The sequence below is a fragment of the Sanguibacter sp. Leaf3 genome, assembly GCF_001425965.1.
Classification (GTDB): domain Bacteria; phylum Actinomycetota; class Actinomycetes; order Actinomycetales; family Cellulomonadaceae; genus Sanguibacter; species Sanguibacter inulinus.
Genome location: NZ_LMRH01000002.1, coordinates 344640 through 364121, shown reverse-complemented (window position 1 = coordinate 364121; position 19482 = coordinate 344640). Strand labels below are relative to the sequence as shown.

The 19482-nt window shown below is 70.0% G+C and carries 16 protein-coding genes and 2 tRNA genes; 11 read left to right on the top strand and 7 right to left on the bottom strand.

Annotated features, from left to right (window positions below; translation table 11 throughout):
• Window positions 1–84 precede the first annotated feature (84 nt).
• A complete protein-coding gene (gene aceE / locus ASG53_RS09050; RefSeq protein WP_056131756.1) occupies window positions 85–2829 on the top strand; it encodes a pyruvate dehydrogenase (acetyl-transferring), homodimeric type in 2745 nt (914 codons plus the stop codon).
• Between the two features lie 253 nt (window positions 2830–3082).
• Here the strand turns inward: aceE and ASG53_RS09045 are convergent, their stop codons facing one another.
• Window positions 3083–3769 carry a hypothetical protein gene (locus ASG53_RS09045; protein ID WP_056131752.1) on the bottom strand — a complete coding sequence of 229 codons (687 nt, stop codon included), beginning with the start codon at window positions 3767–3769 and terminating at the stop codon, window positions 3083–3085.
• 190 nt (window positions 3770–3959) lie between these two features.
• Here ASG53_RS09045 and ASG53_RS09040 point away from each other — a divergent pair, with 190 nt between their 5' ends.
• From ASG53_RS09040 to ASG53_RS09020, 5 genes are all read left to right on the top strand, one after another.
• A complete protein-coding gene (locus ASG53_RS09040; protein ID WP_056131748.1) occupies window positions 3960–5153 on the top strand; it encodes a PucR family transcriptional regulator in 1194 nt (397 codons plus the stop codon).
• A 187-nt stretch (window positions 5154–5340) separates the two neighbouring features.
• Complete coding sequence (locus tag ASG53_RS09035) at window positions 5341–6330, top strand: ACP S-malonyltransferase (RefSeq protein ID WP_056131745.1); 990 nt, start codon at window positions 5341–5343, stop codon at window positions 6328–6330.
• Window positions 6327–7331: a beta-ketoacyl-ACP synthase III gene (locus ASG53_RS09030; protein WP_056131743.1), complete on the top strand. Its 1005-nt coding sequence runs from the start codon at window positions 6327–6329 to the stop codon at window positions 7329–7331. The genes ASG53_RS09035 and ASG53_RS09030 overlap by 4 nt, the downstream gene beginning before the upstream one ends.
• 60 nt (window positions 7332–7391) lie before the next feature.
• Window positions 7392–7640 (top strand): acyl carrier protein, encoded by a 249-nt coding sequence (locus ASG53_RS09025; RefSeq protein ID WP_012866416.1) that lies wholly within the window; start codon window positions 7392–7394, stop codon window positions 7638–7640.
• 129 nt (window positions 7641–7769) lie between these two features.
• Window positions 7770–9014 (top strand): beta-ketoacyl-[acyl-carrier-protein] synthase family protein, encoded by a 1245-nt coding sequence (locus ASG53_RS09020; RefSeq protein ID WP_056131740.1) that lies wholly within the window; start codon window positions 7770–7772, stop codon window positions 9012–9014.
• 257 nt (window positions 9015–9271) lie between these two features.
• On the opposite strand, the gene ASG53_RS09015 is transcribed toward ASG53_RS09020, so the two are convergent.
• The 3 genes from ASG53_RS09015 to def all read right to left on the bottom strand — a co-directional run bounded on the left by ASG53_RS09015 (window position 9272) and on the right by def (window position 12665).
• Window positions 9272–11326, bottom strand: a complete 2055-nt coding sequence (locus tag ASG53_RS09015) for an acyltransferase family protein (RefSeq protein ID WP_268793429.1) — start codon at window positions 11324–11326, stop codon at window positions 9272–9274.
• Window positions 11327–11442: 116 nt separating this feature from the next.
• Complete coding sequence (locus ASG53_RS09010) at window positions 11443–11943, bottom strand: DUF3145 domain-containing protein (protein WP_056131735.1); 501 nt, start codon at window positions 11941–11943, stop codon at window positions 11443–11445.
• A 233-nt stretch (window positions 11944–12176) separates the two neighbouring features.
• Window positions 12177–12665 (bottom strand): peptide deformylase, encoded by a 489-nt coding sequence (gene def / locus ASG53_RS09005; RefSeq protein ID WP_056131733.1) that lies wholly within the window; start codon window positions 12663–12665, stop codon window positions 12177–12179.
• Between the two features lie 198 nt (window positions 12666–12863).
• Between def and ASG53_RS09000 the strand changes: the two genes are divergently transcribed.
• The 4 genes from ASG53_RS09000 to ASG53_RS08985 all read left to right on the top strand — a co-directional run bounded on the left by ASG53_RS09000 (window position 12864) and on the right by ASG53_RS08985 (window position 15038).
• Window positions 12864–12937, top strand: a tRNA-Ile gene (locus tag ASG53_RS09000).
• A 560-nt stretch (window positions 12938–13497) separates the two neighbouring features.
• Window positions 13498–14328, top strand: coding sequence for a M15 family metallopeptidase (locus ASG53_RS08995; protein ID WP_056131730.1), 831 nt, complete (start codon window positions 13498–13500; stop codon window positions 14326–14328).
• Window positions 14329–14424: 96 nt separating this feature from the next.
• Window positions 14425–14946, top strand: a complete 522-nt coding sequence (locus ASG53_RS08990) for a hypothetical protein (RefSeq protein ID WP_056131726.1) — start codon at window positions 14425–14427, stop codon at window positions 14944–14946.
• 16 nt (window positions 14947–14962) lie between these two features.
• Window positions 14963–15038: transfer RNA gene (locus ASG53_RS08985), tRNA-Asn, on the top strand.
• A 144-nt stretch (window positions 15039–15182) separates the two neighbouring features.
• Here the strand turns inward: ASG53_RS08985 and ASG53_RS08980 are convergent.
• Complete coding sequence (locus tag ASG53_RS08980) at window positions 15183–15971, bottom strand: methyltransferase domain-containing protein (protein ID WP_056131723.1); 789 nt, start codon at window positions 15969–15971, stop codon at window positions 15183–15185.
• A gap of 172 nt (window positions 15972–16143) precedes the next feature.
• On the opposite strand from ASG53_RS08980, the gene ASG53_RS08975 reads away from it, so the two are divergent.
• Window positions 16144–16419 carry a hypothetical protein gene (locus ASG53_RS08975; protein ID WP_156382727.1) on the top strand — a complete coding sequence of 92 codons (276 nt, stop codon included), beginning with the start codon at window positions 16144–16146 and terminating at the stop codon, window positions 16417–16419.
• On the opposite strand, the gene ASG53_RS08970 is transcribed toward ASG53_RS08975, so the two are convergent.
• Both ASG53_RS08970 and dnaG read right to left on the bottom strand, forming a co-directional pair.
• A complete protein-coding gene (locus tag ASG53_RS08970) occupies window positions 16394–17089 on the bottom strand; it encodes a phosphatase PAP2 family protein (RefSeq protein ID WP_082543934.1) in 696 nt (231 codons plus the stop codon). The genes ASG53_RS08975 and ASG53_RS08970 overlap by 26 nt on opposite strands.
• 155 nt (window positions 17090–17244) lie before the next feature.
• A complete protein-coding gene (dnaG, locus tag ASG53_RS08965; protein ID WP_056131715.1) occupies window positions 17245–19215 on the bottom strand; it encodes a DNA primase in 1971 nt (656 codons plus the stop codon).
• Window positions 19216–19482: the final 267 nt, after the last annotated feature.

Sequence of the window (19482 nt, the reverse complement as noted above, 5' to 3'; positions counted from 1 at the left end):
CGAGCGCGAGGGAGCGACGACCGGGCCAGGCGAGCGACGGGGCACACCGCCCCACAATGCTCTGAACACGATGTGAGGTTGCTGGTGGCAACGCATGACGAGACGAGGCCGTTGATCAACGGCCTGTTGAGCCAAGTCCCTGATATCGACCCCTCTGAGACCTCGGAGTGGATCGACTCCTTCGACGGGCTGCTCGAGGAGCGTGGCGGGCCGCGGGCTCGGTACATCCTGCTCAACCTGCTGAAGCGGGCTCGGGAGCGCAACGTCGCCATCCCGACCTCGATCAACACCCCCTACGTGAATACCATCGGTGTCCACGAGGAGCCGTACTTCCCCGGCGACGAGGTCATGGAGCGCAAGTACCGCTCCTGGAACCGCTGGAACGCCGCCGTCATGGTGACGCGCGCCCAGCGCCCCGGCATCGCCGTCGGCGGGCACATCTCGTCCTACGCGTCCGTCGCGACGCTGTACGAGGTCGGCCTCAACCACTTCTTCCGCGGCAAGGACCACCCGGGCGGCGGAGACCACATCTACTTCCAGGGTCACGCCTCCCCCGGTGTGTACTCGCGCGCCTTCCTCGAGGGTCGCCTCTCGGCGGAGGACCTCGACGGGTTCCGCCAGGAGCACTCGCACGAGGGCGGCGGCCTGCCGTCGTACCCGCACCCGCGCCAGATGCCCGACTTCTGGGAGTTCCCGACGGTCTCGATGGGCCTCGGCCCGGCGTCGGCGATCTACCAGGCGTGGACCAACCGCTACCTGCACAACCGCGGGATCAAGGACACCAGCCAGCAGAACGTCTGGGCCTTCCTCGGCGACGGCGAGATGGACGAGCCCGAGAGCCGCGGCATGCTGCAGCTCGCTGCCCAGCAGCAGCTCGACAACCTCACCTTCGTGGTCAACTGCAACCTGCAGCGCCTCGACGGCCCGGTCCGTGGCAACGGCAAGATCATCCAGGAGCTCGAGGCGCAGTTCCGCGGCGCCGGCTGGAACGTCATCAAGGTGATCTGGGGCCGCGAGTGGGACGTGCTGCTCAACGCCGACAAGGACCGCGCTCTCGTCAACCTCATGAACGAGACGCCCGACGGCGACTACCAGACGTACCGTGCCGAGGACGGCGCGTTCATCCGTGAGCACTTCTTCGGTCGCGACCCGCGCACCAAGCAGCTCGTGGAGAACCTCTCCGACGACGACATCTGGGCTCTCAAGCGTGGTGGCCACGACTACCGCAAGCTCTACGCGGCGTACGCGGCGGCGACGGCCCACACCGGCCAGCCGACGGTCATCCTCGCGCACACCATCAAGGGCTACGGTCTCGGTTCCGGCTTCGCCGGCCGCAACTCCACGCACCAGATGAAGAAGGTCGCCCTCGCGGACCTGAAGACCCTCCGCGACTCGCTGCACATCCCGATCACGGACGAGCAGCTCGACGCCGACCCGTACGCACCCCCGTACTACCACCCGGGTGCTGACGCTCCGGAGATCCAGTACATGCTGGACCGCCGCAAGAAGCTGGGTGGATTCGTCCCCGAGCGTCGCTCGGTGTCGACCCCGGTCACGCTCCCGGACGCCTCGCGCTACGACATCCTCAAGAAGGGGTCGGGCACGCAGGAGGTCGCCACGACGCAGGCCTTCGTGCGCCTGCTCAAGGACCTCATCAAGGACAAGGAGTTCGGCAAGCGCATCGTGCCGATCATCCCCGACGAGGCCCGCACCTTCGGTCTGGACTCGATCTTCCCGTCCGCGAAGATCTTCAACACCCAGGGGCAGAACTACCTGGCTGTGGACCGCGACCTCATGCTCTCCTACAAGGAGTCCGAGGCCGGGCAGATCCTGCACACGGGCATCAACGAGGCCGGCTCGGCTGCGGCCTTCCAGGCCGTGGGCACCTCGTACGCCACGCACGGCGAGGTCACCGTCCCGTTCTACATCTTCTACTCGATGTTCGGGTTCCAGCGGACGGGCGACCAGTTCTGGGCCGCAGGCGACCAGCTCACCCGCGGGTTCATCATCGGCGCGACCGCAGGCCGCACGACCCTCACGGGTGAGGGTCTGCAGCACGCCGACGGCCACTCGCCGCTCATCGCCGGCACGAACACCGCGATCGTCCAGTACGACGCGGCCTACGGCTACGAGCTGCGCCACATCGTCCGCGACGGCATGCAGCGCATGTACGGCACCGACGAGTCCCGCGACCAGAACGTCATGTACTACCTCACGGTGTACAACGAGCCGATGGTCCAGCCGGCCGAGCCGGAGGACGTGGACGTCGAGGGCATCCTGCGCGGCATCCACAAGGTCGCGACCGCCGAGGGCGAGGGCCCCCGGGCCCAGATCCTCGCGTCCGGCGTGGGTGTGCCATGGGCCCTCGAGGCCAAGGAGCTCCTGTCCAAGGACTGGGGAGTCCAGGCCGACGTGTGGTCTGTGACGAGCTGGAACGAGCTGCGCCGCGACGGTCTCGCCGCCGAGCAGCACAACTTCCTCAACCCGTCCGAGCCGGCCCGCGAGGCGTACCTCACGGAGAGGCTCAAGGACGCCCAGGGTCCGTTCGTGGCCACGAGCGACTTCGACCACCTCGTGCCCGACCAGGTCCGCCAGTGGGTCCCGGGCGACTACGCGGTGCTCGGTGCGGACGGCTTCGGCTTCTCCGACACCCGCGCAGCAGCACGCCGCTACTTCAAGATCGACGGCCCCTCGGTCGTCGTGCGCACGCTCCAGCAGCTCGCCAAGCGCGGCGAGGTCCCCGCTGAGGCAGCCGCCCAGGCGATCGAGAAGTACAAGCTCCACGACGTGAACGCCGGCACCTCCGGCAACGCGGGCGGCGACGCCTGACCGGTCCCCGCTGACAGCGCGAAGGCCCGCACCCTCCTCGGAGGATGCGGGCCTTCTGCGTCCGTGCCGGGCACCGGGCATGCCCGAGCCCGCTCACGCACGACGAGATCGGCACTTCGGAGCGAGATCGACCCTCATAAGGACCGATCTCGCTCCGAAGTGCCGATCTCGCACGTTTGCCTACCCGGACATCAAAACCAGCCGACCCAGCTGGCCGGCGGAGCTACCGCGGCCGAGCTGAGCCATCAGAGTCTCAGGTCCCGGAGAGCTTCTGCTCGGCCTGGGCGATGGCCTTCTCGAGCTCCGGACGGATCTTCGCGACGGCGCGCTTGTCGGGGCTGTACGAGAGCGAGTCGAGGTGGTGACGGGCGTCGAAGAGCCTGTCGGCCTCGAGGGCTGCCAGGACCACCTGACGGCCGACCTCGGGCGTGTGCTCCTTCGCGCGCCAGTGGCCGACACCGAGCCCGAGCCCCTCGACGGGCTGACCGGCATCACGGAGCGTCGAGATGGCCTCGACGAGAGCCTCGCCGCTCGGGTCCCGGTCTGCGGCCGTCGCGAGACGACGGATCGCTGCCTCAGGGTCGTCGTCGAGGGAGAGCCGGGCCAGCTCGACGAGCGGGTACCAGGCACGCGGGTTGCCCGCGAGCTCTTCGGCGAGGGCCCACACCGCGAGATCAGCAGCGCGCTGCTTCTCGTGGTCGGCGACCTCGGCCGCGAGCGGGTCTTCGTTGTGGGTGCTGTCCGCCGCACGACGGCGCACCACCTCGGACAGCGCCTGGAAGGCGCGGATGTTGTTGGGGTCGTCGACGAGCATCGCGCGCAGCGCGTCCTCGTGGAGGGTGTCGCCGCGGCGGTCACCCTTGGTCGGTCGACGGGTACCGATCGTGGACGCCGAGTGGTTGCGGCGCATGAGCTGACGGAGTCTGGGCATGAGTGCCATACGCCGACGATAGCCGGTGAGGGCCGAGAGCACCGGTCGGAAGGCTGTGACCGGCCCTCGTCAGAGGCTCGCGACGCGCCCGCAGGCACGAGTCGTGAGGCCGTCACCGCGAGGTCGGACGGGCCCCACCTTTGTCGCTTCCCCACAACTCTGCTCCCGCCTGCGACCTCGCAGGTCGTATGCTCTGGGGATGCCACCCGCTGCTCAGAACGCGAACGTCCCGGCGGCCAGCACCCCCGGGACTGCCGCGAACCTGCAACGCGTCCGTGACGGCAGCGGGCTGCTCACCGCTGCCGCGCTGCGACGTCTCGACGAAGACCTCCCCTGGTACCGAGCCCTGCCGGCCGACGAGCGGTCGTGGGTAGGGCTCGTCGCGCAGTCCGGCATCACGTCCTTCGTCACCTGGTACGCCGACCGGACGATGACACCCCACGGGGTCGGGGACATCTTCGCTGCGGCGCCGACAGACCTCACGCGGTCCATCTCGCTCCAGCACACGCTCCAGCTCGTCCGGATCGTCGTGGAGGTCGTCGAGACCCACTCTGACCAGCTCGCGGCCCCCGGCGGCGAGCGCGACCTGCGCGAGGCAGTGCTCCGGTACTCCCGCGAGGTGGCCTTCTCGGCCGCCGAGGTCTACGCCCGCGCCGCCGAGGTCCGCGGCGCGTGGGACGCCCGCCTCGAGGCGCTCGTCGTCGACGCGATCATCCGCGGAGACCAGGACAACTCGCTGCGGTCACGGGTCTCCGCCCTCGGGTGGTCCGGCCTCGGCGAGGTCCTCGTCATGGTCGGCACGACGGTCTCCCCCCTCGACGACATCCGCGCGGCCGAGCTCCGCAGGGCCACGAGCCGCGCCGCCTGCGACGTGCTCGTCGGCATCCAGGGCGACCGTGTGGTGCTGGTCCTCGGCGGCGAGGGCGACCTCATCGGGGTCGCGAACTCGCTGCTCCCGCGCTTTGGTCCCGGGCCGGTCATCATCGGTCCGTCGATGCAGAACCTCGACGACGCCTGGCGCTCGGCGACCGCAGCCCTCGCCGGGCTGCGCGCGGTGCCCGCGTGGCCGCAGGCCCCGCGGCCGGTGCTCGCCGACGAGCTGCTGCCCGAGCGTCTGCTCACCGGAGACCACGAGGCGCGCCGCACCCTCGTGCGCCTGGCCTACACGCCGCTGTCCGAGGCGACGGGCTCGGTCCTCGACACCCTCTCGGCCTACCTCGGCAACGGGCGCTCGCTCGAGGCCGCGGCGCGCGACCTCTACGTGCACCCCAACACCGTGAGGTACCGCCTGCGCAAGGTCGCCGAGCTCACGGGCTGGGACCCGCTCGACGCGCGCGAGTCCTTCGTCCTGCAGGTGGCCCTGGCCGTCGGCAGGCTCGCCGCAGCGCGCTGACCCTCGCGTGCGTGCGCCACGGCCCACGGCCAGAGCGCACGCACCGAGGCCAGCCGTCGGCGACCGACCCGTGAGCGGCTCGGCCGCCTGAGCACCCTCCACTTGTAGGGTGTGCACAAGGACCGCAGAGACACTTCGTGCGGGTCGTGACGGCCCGGACCCCCAGAGAATCGGGCAGAGTAATACCGTGCTTGCCATCGTGTGCCCTGGACAGGGCTCCCAGACCCCCGCCATGCTCGCCCCGTGGCTCGAGCTGCCGGGTGTCTCCGACCAGCTCGCCTCCTTCTCGACCGACGGGCTCGACCTGCGTGCCCTCGGCACCGAGGCCGACGCCGACGCCATCCGTGACACGCGCGTCGCCCAGCCACTCATCGTCGCCTCGTCGATCATCGCGCTGCGCGCCGTCCTCGACGGCCGTGACGCCGCGGACGTCGTCGACGTCACGGCTGGCCACTCGGTCGGCGAGCTCGCCGCTGCGGCTGTCGCCGGGGTCCTCGACGACGTGAGCGCCGTCGCCCTCGTGACGCGCCGCGCCGCCGTCATGGCCGAGGCCGCAGCCGCCAACCCCTCGGGGATGTCCGCCGTGCTCGGCGGAGACCCTGACGAGGTGCTCGCCGCGATCGAGGCAGCCGGGCTCTGGCCCGCCAACGTCAACGGAGGCGGCCAGGTGGTCGCCGCCGGTTCCCTGGACGGCCTCGCGGCCTTCGCGGCGAACCCGCCGGCCAAGGCGCGTGTCATCGCCCTCAAGGTCGCCGGCGCCTTCCACACCCCCCTCATGGAGTCGGCTCGTGCCGCCTTCGCCGAGGTGACCGCCGGGTGGGCCGCCGCCGACCCGCGCGTCACCTTCCTGTCGAACGCCGACGGTGCGTCCTACGCGAGCATCGCCGACGACGCCTCGCTGCCCCTCGGCAGCGGCCGGGACGTGCTCGACCGCCTCACGGCGCAGATCACCGCCCCGGTCCGCTGGGACCTCTGCCAGGAGAGCCTCGCGGCTGCCGGTGTCACCGGTCTGCTCGAGCTCATGCCGGGCGGGGTGCTCACAGGCCTGGCGCGCCGCGCGCTCCCCGGTGTCGAGACCGTCGCCGTGAAGTCGCCCGCCGACCTCGACGCAGCCCGTGACCTCGTCGCCCGCCACTCCGGCACGACCACCCTCCCCACCGCAGAGGACGCGCAGTGACCCTCCAGATCAAGCAGTCGACAGGTCCCGAGTTCTCCCGCATCCTCGGCCTCGGCGCCGCGCGCGGCACGAACGTCGTCACCAACGACGACATCGCCGGCCCGATCGACTCCTCCGACGAGTGGATCCAGCAGCGCACCGGGATCATCACCCGCCGCCGCTCGGACGCCCACGTCACGGTCATCGACCTCGCGGAGGAGGCCGCCCTCAAGGCGATCGCCGCCGCGGGCATCACGGCGCAGGAGATCGACGCCGTGATCCTCTCGACAGTCACGTACTTCCACCAGACGCCCGCCGGCGCCGCGCTCGTCGCGGACCGCATCGGCGCGACGCCCGCAGCGGCCTTCGACATCTCGGCCGCCTGCGCCGGGTACTCCTACGGCATCGGGCAGGCCGACGCGCTCGTCAGGTCCGGCGGCGCCCGCAACGTGCTCGTCATCGGTGCCGAGAAGATGAGCGACTTCATCGACCCGACCGACCGGTCGATCTCCTTCCTCCTCGGCGACGGCGCCGGCGCTGCAGTCGTCGGCCCCTCCGACACGCCCGGCATCGGCCCGACCATCTGGGGCTCGGACGGCTCGAAGGCCCAGACGATCCGTCAGACACACTCCTGGCAGGACCTGCGCACCCAGCCCGAGCTCGGCTGGCCGACGCTGCGCCAGGAGGGCCAGACGGTCTTCAAGTGGGCCGCGTTCCAGATGCCCGTCGTCGCCCAGCAGGCGCTCGACGCCGCCGGTGTGACGGCCGACGACATCCAGGTGTTCGTGCCTCACCAGGCCAACATGCGGATCATCGACCAGTTCATCAAGCAGCTGAAGCTCCCCGACACGGTTGTCGTCGGACGTGACATCGCCGACACCGGCAACACGTCGGCGGCCTCGATCCCGCTCGCGACGGACCGGCTGCTCGCCGAGGGCCAGGCGAAGTCCGGCGACCTCTCGCTGCAGATCGGCTTCGGTGCCGGCCTCGTCTACGCCGCGCAGGTCGTCGTCCTGCCGTAGGTTTCACCAGTACCTCTTTCTCGACCCCCCAGCAGTTCACCAACACAAGGAGACACACCCATGGCTTACACCGAGCAGGACATCCTCGCGGGCCTCGCCGAGATCGTCGCCGAGGAGACCGGCCTCCCGGCCGACTCCGTCACGTCGGAGAAGTCCTTCACGGACGACCTCGACATCGACTCGCTCTCGATGATGACCATCGTCACGCACGCCGAGGACAAGTTCTCCGTCACCATCCCCGACGACGAGGTCAAGAACCTCTCGACCGTCGGCGACGCCGTCAGCTTCATCAACGGCGCTCAGGCCTGACGAACGCCTGACCGCGGGGTCGGAGGTCTCACCTCCGGCCCCGCGCCCAGCGGTCGCCCTGGCAGCACACCCGCGCCGGCGCCGCCCCTCACACTTCGCCCCTCTCCCCCCGTTACCCAGGAGCACTTCATGAGCAACGCCCGCGATGTCGTCGTCACCGGTCTCGGCGCCACCACGCCTCTCGGCGGCGACGTGGAGTCCACCTGGAAGGCCGCTCTGGCCGGTGAGTCCGGCGCACGCACCCTCGACAACGACTGGGCCGAGAAGTACGGCATCGCCGTGGACTTCGCCGCGCAGCTCAAGGTGACCCCCGACCAGGTCCTCCCCCGCCCCGAGATCAAGCGCATGGACCCGTCCGCGCAGTACGCGATCATCGCGACCCGCGAGGCCTGGGCCGACGCCGGCAGCCCGGACACTGACCCCGAGCGCATCGGCGCTGTCGTGTCGTCGGGCATCGGCGGCATCTGGACGACCCTCGACGCGTGGGACACGCTGCGCGAGCGCGGCGGCCGTCGTGTGCTGCCCATGACCGTGCCCATGCTCATGCCGAACTCCCCGACGGCCTACGTCGAGCTCGAGATCGGTGCCCGTGCGGGCGCGCACGCTCTCGTCTCCGCGTGCGCCTCGGGCGCCGAGGCCATCGGCTACGGCATCGAGATGATTCGCTCCGGTCGCGCCGACGTGGTCGTCGCCGGTGGCACCGAGGCAGCCATCCACCCGATGCCCCTGGCGGCCTTCGCGGCCTCGCGCACGCTCTCCCTCCGCAACGACGACCCGGCGGCTGCCTCGCGGCCCTACGACGTCAACCGTGACGGCTTCGTGCTCGGCGAGGGTGCGGCTGTCGTCGTCCTCGAGAGCGCCGAGCACGCCGCAGCCCGCGGAGCCCGCGTCTACGCCCGTCTCACGGGTGTCGGCCTGAGCTCGGACGCGTACCACATCACCTCCCCCGAGCCCACGGGTCGTGGCCAGATCGCCGCCATGAGGTCCGCTCTCGCCGACGCCGACCAGACGACGCGCGACATCGTGCACGTCAACGCCCACGCGACGTCGACCTCGGTCGGCGACCTCATCGAGGCCCGCGCCATCCGCACGCTCCTCGGCGACGAGGCGGACCACGTCGCGCTCTCGGCGACGAAGTCGATGACCGGTCACCTGCTCGGTGGCGCGGGTGCGCTCGAGACAGTCTTCACGGTCCTCGCCGTGCACAACCGGACGGCCCCGCCCACGATCAACGTGTCCGACCCGGACCCCGAGCTCGACATCGACCTCGTGCGCGACACCCCGCGTGCGCTGCCCGAGGGTGACATCGCTGCGATCAACAACTCCTTCGGCTTCGGCGGCCACAACGTCGCGCTGATCGTCCGCAACGCCTGAGACCTGACGCGGCCGGCTGACGAGCGGGCCAGGAGCCCGGACGGCACCCACGGCGGCACGACACGAGAGCGGTTCCGACCTTCGAGGTCGGGGCCGCTCTCGTCGTCTGGACGACGGTGCCGCAGCCGGGTTGCCCGGGCCCCTGGGCAACCCGTCTGGACGCCCCTCCGCTTCTCGAGGGACTGCCCCCGCGGTCTTGCGAGGCACGACCTCTGACCCGGGGGGCCGGACCGGCCTCGGAGGCGCGCTCGGCTCTCTCAGCCGGCCGAGGCCGGGTCGACGACCTCGCTGATGCTCTCCCACACCAGCGGTGCGAGCGTCCGTGAGTACGCGGGCGTGATGTGGTGGTAGTCGCGGTAGACCAGCACGCTGCCGATGACGGCCGGGCAGGTGTCGTCGGCGCAGAACCAGCCGAGGGTGTCGACCAGCGTCACGTCGGCCTCCGCCGCAGCCTCGACCTGGAGGTCGAGCGGCAGTGCCTCCGCAGCAGGCCGTGCGCAGACCGTCGGGTCGTCGGCGTTGGCCACCACGCACTCCGTCGTCGCGTCCTCCTGGAGCATCTGGGGGTTGTCAGCGAGCACGACGACCGGCAGGCCCTCGTCGACCAGCCCGGTCCAGGCCTCGACGAAGCCCTCGACAGGCCCGACAGCTCCGTCACCGACGACGAAGTCCACGTCGGTCCGGTTGGACGTGACGACGACGTCGATGCTCGCGTCGTCGAGGAGCGCCTGGGTGGTTGCCTCGTTCGACCGCTCGCAGACCCCGTCACGCTCCACGTCGGAGACCGGCTGGGCAGTCGTGTACGGGCAGCTGCTGCGGAGGTACGTGACGACCCGGACACCCTGCTGCTCGGCGACCTCCTGGAGCGCTGGCAGGTACTGCTCGGCGTGCGAGTCGCCGACGAGAGCGACCACGTGCTCTGCATCTGCCGGACCGAACTCGCAGCGTGGGGCGGGCTCGGGGCTCTCGGACGCCTTGCAGCGCCCCTCAGCGCCCTCAGGGAGCTCGTCGCGGGCGTCCTCCGGTGCCGGGACGATCACAGGGTCGCCCGGGGCGAAGGAGACGATCCCGGCCGACGAGAGCGATCCGGCCCCCAGCTCCGTCGGCGCCGAGGCGAGCAGGGTCTCGGCCAGCGCCGAACGCTCCTCGGCGCGTGCGGCCCCGAGCGCCCCCGGTACCTGCACGGTAGCCACACTGACCAGGAGCACCGCTGCGGCGACGGCGAGGACCCGCCGAGCGCTGGCCTGCGGGGCGAGCCCTCGGTGGAAGGGCACCTCGACGACCCTGCGGGACACCCCCGCGAGGACGAGCGAGAGGACGAGCACCACGCCCAGGACGACGGTCGAGGCCTCGCTCGTGGTCGAGCTCCCGACCAGCCGAGCCACCGCGTAGGGGGCCAGGACGAGGAGCGGCCAGTGCCACAGGTACACCGAGTAGGAGACGTCACCCAGCCACAGCACCGGCCGGACAGAGCTGAGGCGCCTGACGGCCGGGGTGCTGCCAGCGCGCGCGGAGAAGATCACCAGTACGGCCCCCACGGTGGGGACGAGCGCGAGGGCCCCCGGGAAGCCGTCGAGCGGGACGAGCACCATGCCACCGGCGATGAGCAGCAGACCGACCCACGCAGAGACGGCGCGGGCTGCAGCCCCGGGCGTGCGCAGGGCGCTCAGCGCGAGCAGAGCACCGACGCCCAGCTCCCAGAACCGGGTGTGGCTGACGAAGTACGCCGCAGGGTCGCCGCTCCGGGTGATCACCACGGAGCAGGCGAAGGAGACGACGGTCAGCACCAGGACCAGGGTCAGAGCGGCTCTGCGGGCGTCGGCAGATCCCGAGGCCGCGCGTGCCGTGCGGGTCCGGGAACGCCACCACAGCAGCGCGACGAGCAGCACGGGCCAGACCACGTAGAACTGCTCTTCGATCGACAGAGACCAGAAGTGCTGGAAGGGGCTCGGTGCCGTGCCCTCGGCGAGATAGTCGACCGAGTCGGAGGCGAGCAACCAGTTCTGCACCCACAGGAGCGAGGCCGTGCCCTGGCGGGTGACCTCGGCCCAGCGGAGCTCGGGCAGCAGCGCGAGAGCCGCGACTGTCGTGGAGACGACCACGAGGGTGGCGGCCGGCAAGATCCGTCGGGCGCGTCGGGCGTAGAAGCGGGCGAGGCCGAGCCGTCCGGTCCGCTCGACCTCGCCGATCATGTGCGAGGTGATGAGGTAGCCGGAGATGACGAAGAAGACGTCGACACCGACAAAACCAGCAGGCAGCAGAGTCGGCCACAGGTGGTACAGCACCACCCCGGCGACGGCGAGGGCACGCAGCGCCTGGATCTCCGGGACGATCGTCGTCGACCGCCGCGGGACGCCGACGGCTGTCGTGGCGTCCGGGTCGGGACGCGAGAGAGCGCTAGCGATGACGCCCTCCCGGGCCGCGTGCGTCAGCCGACGCGGTGCAACCAGCGGACCGGTGCACCGGCACCGGCGTAGCGGAAGGGCTCGAGCTCGTCGTCCCAGGCCTGGCCCAGCGCGAGGCCGAGCTCTTCCTGCAGACGGTGCGGGTCGTGAGCGTGCACGAGGGCCGCACGGATGCGGTCTTCGGGCACGACGACGTTCCCGTGAGCGTCGGTCGCAGCATGGAAGATGCCGAGCTCAGGGGTGTGGCTCCAGCGTGACCCGTCGACGCCAGGGCTGGCCTCCTCAGTGACCTCGTAGCGCAGGTGAGTCCATCCGCGCAGCGCCGAGGCGATGCGCGAACCCGTGCCCTGGGGGCCCTGCCACGAGTACTCGGACCTGAAGAGTCCGGGCGCAGCAGGCTGCTCGATCCAGTCGAAAGACACACTGGAGTCGAGGACGTTGCTCGCCGCCCACTCCAGGTGCGGGCAGAGCGCGCGCGGTGATGAATGCACAAAAAGCACGCCGCGGGTGATGGCACCAGCCATGTGTGTCCCTCCTAGAGTCGAGATTCGTCTTCCCCAACGACCTCGAGCATCTGGACGAGAAGTCACATGCTCCACGACATATATGTACTGCTGAGGACATCATGCCTCACGGACCCGCGGTTGACCAGCAGGGCGGCGCGCCCTGTGCACAGAGCGCGCCAGGCTTGCCGGCCGACGCCAGCGTCACACGACGGTCTGCGTGCACTGGGTGCTGGCCGGGTCCGGCGGAGATGTCAGAGCGACTCGCGGAGCGCGCGCATCGCCTTCTTCCGGACGGCCTTGTCCAGGCGGTCTAGGTAGAGGTAGCCGTCGAGGTGGTCGACCTCGTGCTGCAGGCAGCGCGCCATGAGCTCCGTGCCCTCGACGACGACCTTGTTGCCGTCGAGGTCCGTCCCCTCGACGCGGGTGTACCAGGCGCGCTCGGTCGGGTACCAGAGACCGGGGACCGAGAGGCAGCCCTCGTCGCCGTCCTGGTACTCGTCCTCGGACAGCTCGACGATCTTCGGGTTCAGCACGTAGCCGATCTCGTCGTCGATGTTCCACGAGAACGCCCGGAGGCTGACACCGATCTGGTTCGCGGCGAGGCCTGCGCGCCCGTCGTCGTTCACGGTGTCGAGGAGGTCCTCGACGAGGCCCCTGACCCTGTCGTCGATCGTCGTGATCTCTTCGCACGGGGTGCGGAGCACGGGGTCGGGGACGACGCGGATCTCTCGGATAGCCATGGCTGTATCTTCCCACGACAGCACCGACGTCTGCATCACTGACCGCGCGCATCGGCGCGTCCCCAGCGATGCCGCCGCCATCTCGCGAGCGGACGCCGTCCAGCCCTGTCCACGGCGAGCCCACGCCCGGCGGACCGCGCACCACGCACCCGCCGACCTGCGCCGACTCCTGCACCCGCCCGCTAGGATCGTGCGCGAGCCCCGTTAGCTCAGATGGTCAGAGCGTCCGACTCATAATCGGCTGGTCGCCGGTTCAAGCCCGGCACGGGGCACCGAGCGCGTGGTCGAGCTCGAGCCGCGCGCGCTCAGCACCATCTGCGCAGCACTCTTCGCCGACGCGCACGGACCTGCGCGGCGGGCCCACTGCAGGCAGACAGCCATAGGCTCGCGGTTCGAGGTGGATCGAGCACTTCTCAGACCTTGCGTGAGCCGGAGAACAGTGCACTCAGGCCTGAGATCATCATTCTCGATTGTTGGATGACGAGAAGGCGCAGGGAACGAGTCCCGACATAAGTCGAGCATCGTGGTCCCTTGATTCCCTCGACCGACGACGCTACGGTCGTGCAATCAGGGCCACAAGCAGGGGAAACGTGAGTAGCCACGATGCGCGTCTGCACGCGCACCGTCATTTCTCGACGCCCCTTTCTCGCCAAGGAAACTCGCCACGGGGGGCGCCGCCACAGAGGGCACGAATATCTCTTGTCCACGGCCGTCTCTCTCGCGACATCGGATCTCGAGGCGAGGCGCTCGCTCCTCCAGCCAGCCGGCCTCGCGTTCTGGACGCTCGAGCACAGAGGCGGGACTGGCGTCCTGAGATTCGGAGACCTACCGAGTGACTGATCCACCCATTCCCCCTCTCCACGGCGGACTGACGCGCAGGCAAGCCCTCAAAGGAGCAGGGACCCTCGCTGCCCTCAGCGGCATCGGTGCGCTCACAGCAACCTTTGCGCCCACAGCAGCCGCAGCGGGCAGCTCCCAGAACACCTGGCCCTACATCGACAACGCCGGTGACCCGCTCCTGCGGTCCATCCAGGCCGGAGATCGGTTTGCGCTCGTCCGTGCTGGATCGGTCGCGACACTTCTGTCGTACGTCGCGAACCAGTTCCACGCCAGGGTCGAGCCGATCGTGACCATGAGCGGTCACAGGACACAGAAGGACAACGCCGCCTCTGGAGGTATCCCGACCTCGAACCACAGGTCGGGCACCGCCATAGACATCAACGGCTTCAAGCACCCGTACAAGCAGCCGACGGGTTTCACCGCCGCCCAGGTTGCCACCATCAACAAGATCTGCTCAGAGACCTCAGGGGTCGTCTACTGGGGTGGGAACTTTACTGCCGCCTATCTCGACGGCATGCACTTCGAGATCAACGGAACCGCGGCACAAGCCGCGGCTGCAGCAGCCCTCGTCGCAGGAGGGGTCGTCACACAACCTATCGAGGAGACACTCATGGCTGGTCCCGCCCGCATCGTCGACGCACGCACCGGGAAGAAGTACTTCGTCGACATCTCGACAGGAGCATTCGTCCACATCCCCTCGCCCGAGTTCGACACCGTCCTTGGAGATACCTTCGGCGGGCCCAATGTCGGGGTGAACGACCGCCAGTTCGACGTCCTGAACGACTTCGCCACGCGAATCCGTCAGCAAGCACGTACCTCCTGATCATCGACAGCGTGGGTGGCGTCGAGATCGCGCCACCCTCGCTGTCGACGGCTCACACAGCACTCTCTGCACTCTCCAGCGCGCTACGGTGGCTCGATGGGCCTCCTGTCGCGTTCCGAGAAGCTCCCGCCCGACGTGCGCGCTGCGCTCAGCCTCGACCGGGCAGACCGCGTCCTCGCCCACGGTCGCCTCGACGACGGATCGTGGGCGGTGGCCACCAGCGCCTCGCTGATCCGGTCCGACGGCACCTCGACCGCCTCGTGCACGTGGTGCGACGTCGATCGTGGCTCGTGGGACCCCGAGTCGTCGACCCTGACGGTCACGTGGGTCGACGGCCACGCCCCGCTCCGGCTGCGCATCGCCGAACCCACGAAGACCTCCCTGATGCGGGTCTTCCGGGAGCGGGTCCAGGCCTCGGTCGTGATGTCGGAGACGGTTCCTCTGGGCGCCGGTTTGACCGCACGTGTCGCCGTGCGCAAAGATCACGTCGGCAACCTGCTCACCCAGGTCGTCGGAGACGCGGGAGCAGACCTGTCTGCCCCGCTCGCCCAGGCCGCGGTGCGGTCCGCGCTGGCCCGTCTGAGGTCGGCGTCAGGAGCACCACCTGAAGCCTGGTAGTGTTTTCTCCGGTCGATCCCGCGTAGCTCAGTTGGCAGAGCATCCGACTGTTAATCGGACGGTCACTGGTTCGAGTCCAGTCGCGGGAGCCACACAGAAGGCCCTTGATCAGCAGCACTGCTGATCAAGGGCCTTCGTCGTGTCCGCCGAGCATCGGCCCTATGGTGAGGTCAGAACGGCGCCGGAGTCACCACCGCGACACTGCCCCGAGTGGCTTTGGTCACCATCGCGTTCTCTCAGCGGCGTGTCCCTCGCCCCAGGAGCGCACGCGAGGCCAGACGGAGCGGAGCCGTCCCGAACCTCGCGTCGACGATCTCTCGGTAGGCGGCGCGCATCGCTGAGCGTCCGCGGTCGTCCTGCGCCAGATAGGTCGCGCCGATGGCCGCGATCCCTGCCTCGACCCCTGTCCACAGCAGATCTGCGTCCATCTCGAAGTCCCAGGTCACCACGTGCGCCTCGGCCTCCAGCCCGGCCCCGGCCAGCAGCTGGGTGAGCCCGTCCTCGGTACGGGCGAAGTCGTCCCGCGCGGGCGTCGCGGTCGACGCAGGCCGCTCGACGCCTGCGCGCTCCACGACCTCGGCCCACATCGCGTTCATCGCCGTGAGCTCGGAGGGCCAGATCGTCACAGCGAGATCACCACCGGGACGCAGCACCCTGACCATCTCCGCGACACCTGCTCGTGGGTCACGGAGATGGTTGACCACATATCCGGCGACCACGGCGTCGAAGCTGTCGTCGTGGAAGGGCAGATCAGGCAGCGCCGCCTCGATGCACGTCGCGGCAGGAGCGGTCACCGACGCGATCGCGAGCATCTGTGCCTCGGGGTCGACGGCTGTGACGTCCCATCCCCTCCCGGCCGCTGCCAGCGGCAGACGCCCAGGCCCCGTGCCGACGTCCAGCAACCTGCCGCCGGAGGGCTCGACCTCGTCGAGGATCGGGTCGATCGTCCCGTCGCACAGCCGCCCGAAGGTCCGTGCGTAGGTCGTCGCGTCGTTCCATCCTCTGGCCAGGCCTGTCGTCGTCATGCCGGGAGGCTAGACCAGTGGCCGTCACCTCCCCCTCGTGGCCTCGAAGTGTGGGACGTCTGTGCTGGGACGGGCCGTCGTCACACTCTCACCCCGACATCACCCCGATCTCACCTCCCTCTCACCTCTGTCTCGCCTGTCGTGCTCCGCGAGCCACGGCTACTGTCGGCCCATGAGCGCCAGTGACCCGTTGAAGGCCAGCACGGTCTACCTCGACGCGCTGACCGCCAAGGACAGCGACCACGACGCCTCGGTGCTCGGGATCGCCACGGCGATGTCGGGCCTCGAGTCGTTCATCACCCCGACCCCGGACACCAGCACGGTGTTCTTCGGGGGTTTCATCGCGCTCGAGGCTGCGGTGACCATGCTCAGCCATGCACGAGAGGTCGACAGGCTCCAGGTGATCGCGGAGCTCCGCAACGTCATCGAACGAGCTGACGGGTACTGAGACCCAGACCAACCCGCTCGACGACAGGCGTGAGCAGCAGCACGACCACGATGACCTCGTGCGGCGCGTGGACGCCTTGGAGCACACGTCCTGCACCCGCGCCCGCGGCGAGCGCCACGACAGCCCAGCGCGCTGCTGGAGGCCACCGACGCTCGAGGAGCAGGATCGCCGTCGCACCCGCCACGGCGACGACCGTGTGGTTGCTGGGGAAGCCCCAGTCCCCCGGGGCCGGGCAGTCGACCGCCGTGATGTCCCTGCACACACGGTCCGCCGCGACGACGGCCTTGATCCCTTCGCTGGCGGCGTAGGCCGCGACGACCCCGACCGCGCCGGAGACCGCGAGCGCTGCAGAGTGGACGCCGGAATGCAGTGCACGCCACCCGACGGTGACAGCAACCAGGCCCAGCACGATCACGAGGATCTCGGCTAGGCGGTCAGCACCCCAGATCCCTGCAGTCGTCGGGGCGATGCTCCGGGCAAGCTCGCTGCTGGGTCCGCGCAGTGCCCAGGCGAGGCCGAGACCGGCGGCGCACACGACCAGGAGCGCCGTGACGCCCAGCACGCGGGTACGGGCGGACTTCCGTGTCCAGGTCCGGGTCGGCGTCCTGTCCGGTCTCTTGTCGGCGTCGGGCGTGAGGGCAAGCGGGCCCCCCGGGTGTGGCTGGGTCATGGCGCGAGGCTACGAGGGCCGTCGACAGGGGCTCGGGAGAGTCGGTGTCGTGCCTGCGAAGGGTCTGCACATCCGCTCGGTCACACCTGTCTGGAAGAGGCCGTGCCTGTCCTGACGAGGCCGAACCCTTCCCGACGACCTCGGGAGAACGCGCGTCAGTCCCGGGCACCCTGCTCGCGGATCTCGCGGCGCTGCTGCTCGAGGGTGAGCAGGTCGGTGAAGGCCTGGTTGTAGGCCTCAGCCTCGGCGACGGGGTCAAGGCGCTGGAGACGGCTGCGGGCGTTGCCGATCTTGCGCGTGATGCCGAGCTCGACGAAGGCCCGGACGACGCCCTGGACGTAGTCGTCGATCGCCCCGGGGCGGTCTTCGGGCAGGGGCGCGACCGAGAGCTCGTTGACGAGGGCGAGCACGGGTGGCGAGCACTCTTCGGTGATCAGGCCGACCCACTCGGAGTCCTGACGCTGAGCGGCGGTCGCCAGCCCGCCAGCCGCGCGGATCGCCTCGTGGACGGCTCGCCAGGCAGGCACGGTGAAGGCGTCGCCGGGGAGGTCGTCGACAGCAGCAGCCGGGATGTGGTGGGGGTACTGGAGGATCACCTCGAGGGTCTGGCGCTCGAGGCGGGCGATCGGGTCGGACTGGCTCGGCCGCTGGAACCCGTCGCCGGTGTCGGCTCCGGGCAGACGTGAGCCACCGTCGCCGCTCTGCTCGGTGCCCGACGGGCGGCCACGGTCGTTGCCTCGCTGCTGTGAGCTCTGCCCGCCCTGACCGCGGCCGGCGGACTGGACGGCGCGCAGCACAGACTCTCCGTCCATGCCCAGCCACCCGGCGAGCATGCGCGCGTACTCGGGGCGCAGGGCAGTGTCCCGGATTCCTGCGACGACCGGCGCGGCGGCCCGCAGTGCTGCGACCCGCCCCTCGGCCGTGTCGAGGTCGTAGGTCGCGAGGGTGGTCTTGATGACGAACTCGAAGAGCGGCTGGCGTCCTTCGACAAGAGCCTGGACGGCCTGGGGGCCGCGAGCCTGGCGCAGGTCGCAGGGGTCCATGCCGGAGGGCTCGACGGCGACGAAGGTCTGCGCGTAGAACTTCTGGTCTTCGCCGAAGGCGCGCATGGCGGCCTTCTGCCCGGCGGCGTCTCCGTCGAAGGTGAAGATGATCTCGCCACCCGAGGAGCCACCCCCGGCGAGCTGGACGCCGCCGCCAGCGCTGGTGTCGCCGACGAGGCGACGCGCGAAGCGCACGTGGTCGGAGCCGAAGGCCGTGCCGCAGGTCGCGACCGCTGTGGTCACCCCTGACAGGTGCGCGGCCATGACGTCGGTGTACCCCTCGACGACGACGATCTGCTTGTTCTTGGCGATGTCGCGCTTGGCGAGGTCGATGCCGTAGAGGACCTGCGACTTCTTGTAGAGCGCGGTCTCCGGGGTGTTGAGGTACTTGGGGCCCTGGTCCTCGTCGTACAGCTTGCGTGCTCCGAAGCCGATGGTCTCGCCGGTGACGTCGCGGATCGGCCAGATGAGCCTGCCCCGGAAGCGGTCGTAGATCCCGCGGTTCCCCTGGCTGACCAGACCGGAGGCCGTGAGCTCGGCCTCGGTGAAACCCTTGCCGCGCAGGTGCTTGAGGAGCCCGTCCCAGCCCTTGGGGGCGTAGCCGATGCCGAAGTGCAGCGCGTCGTTGCGGTCGAAGCTGCGCTCGGCGAGGAAGGCGCGGCCGGCGGCCGCCTCGGGGCTGAGCAGCTGCTCGGCGAAGAAGGCCCCGGCGATGCGGTTGGCCTCGAGCAGGCGCTGGCGCTTGCCCGGCTCTTCGGTGCGACGCGGGCCGCTGCCCTCTTCGTAGCGGAGCTGGATGCCGACACGACCGGCCAGGTACTCGACAGCCTCGGAGAACCCGAGCCCGTCGATCTTCTGCACGAAGGAGATGACGTCGCCGCCCTCGTTGCAGCCGAAGCAGTGCCACCGGCCCACCTGGGGGCGCACGTGGAACGACGGGGAGCGCTCGTCGTGGAAGGGGCACAGGCCCTTCATGGAGCCCACGCCGGCGGGACGCAGGGTGACCTGCTCGCCGACGATCTCCTCGATGCGCGCCTTGTCACGGACAGCGTCCACGTCTTCGCGTTTGATGAGACCAGCCACGTCGTCGAGTCTAGGCGTCCCCGACGCTCCGGATGACCTCGTTGCTGCGGCCTGTGGACGCCGGGGCGTCCAAGTTCCCCTGTGGACGCGGCTGGAACGCACGTCCGGCCCTTCGAGCTTCCGCGCCTGCCCGGAGAGACGTCTACGCTCGCGGGGCAGCACAGCCCTCGCTCCGGCTCGCGCCCTCCTTGTGCACATCGCGCTGAGTCCACAGGGCCTTCTTCTCGTCCGACCTCGGCACGTCGGCGCAGGTACAGTCGCTCAGAG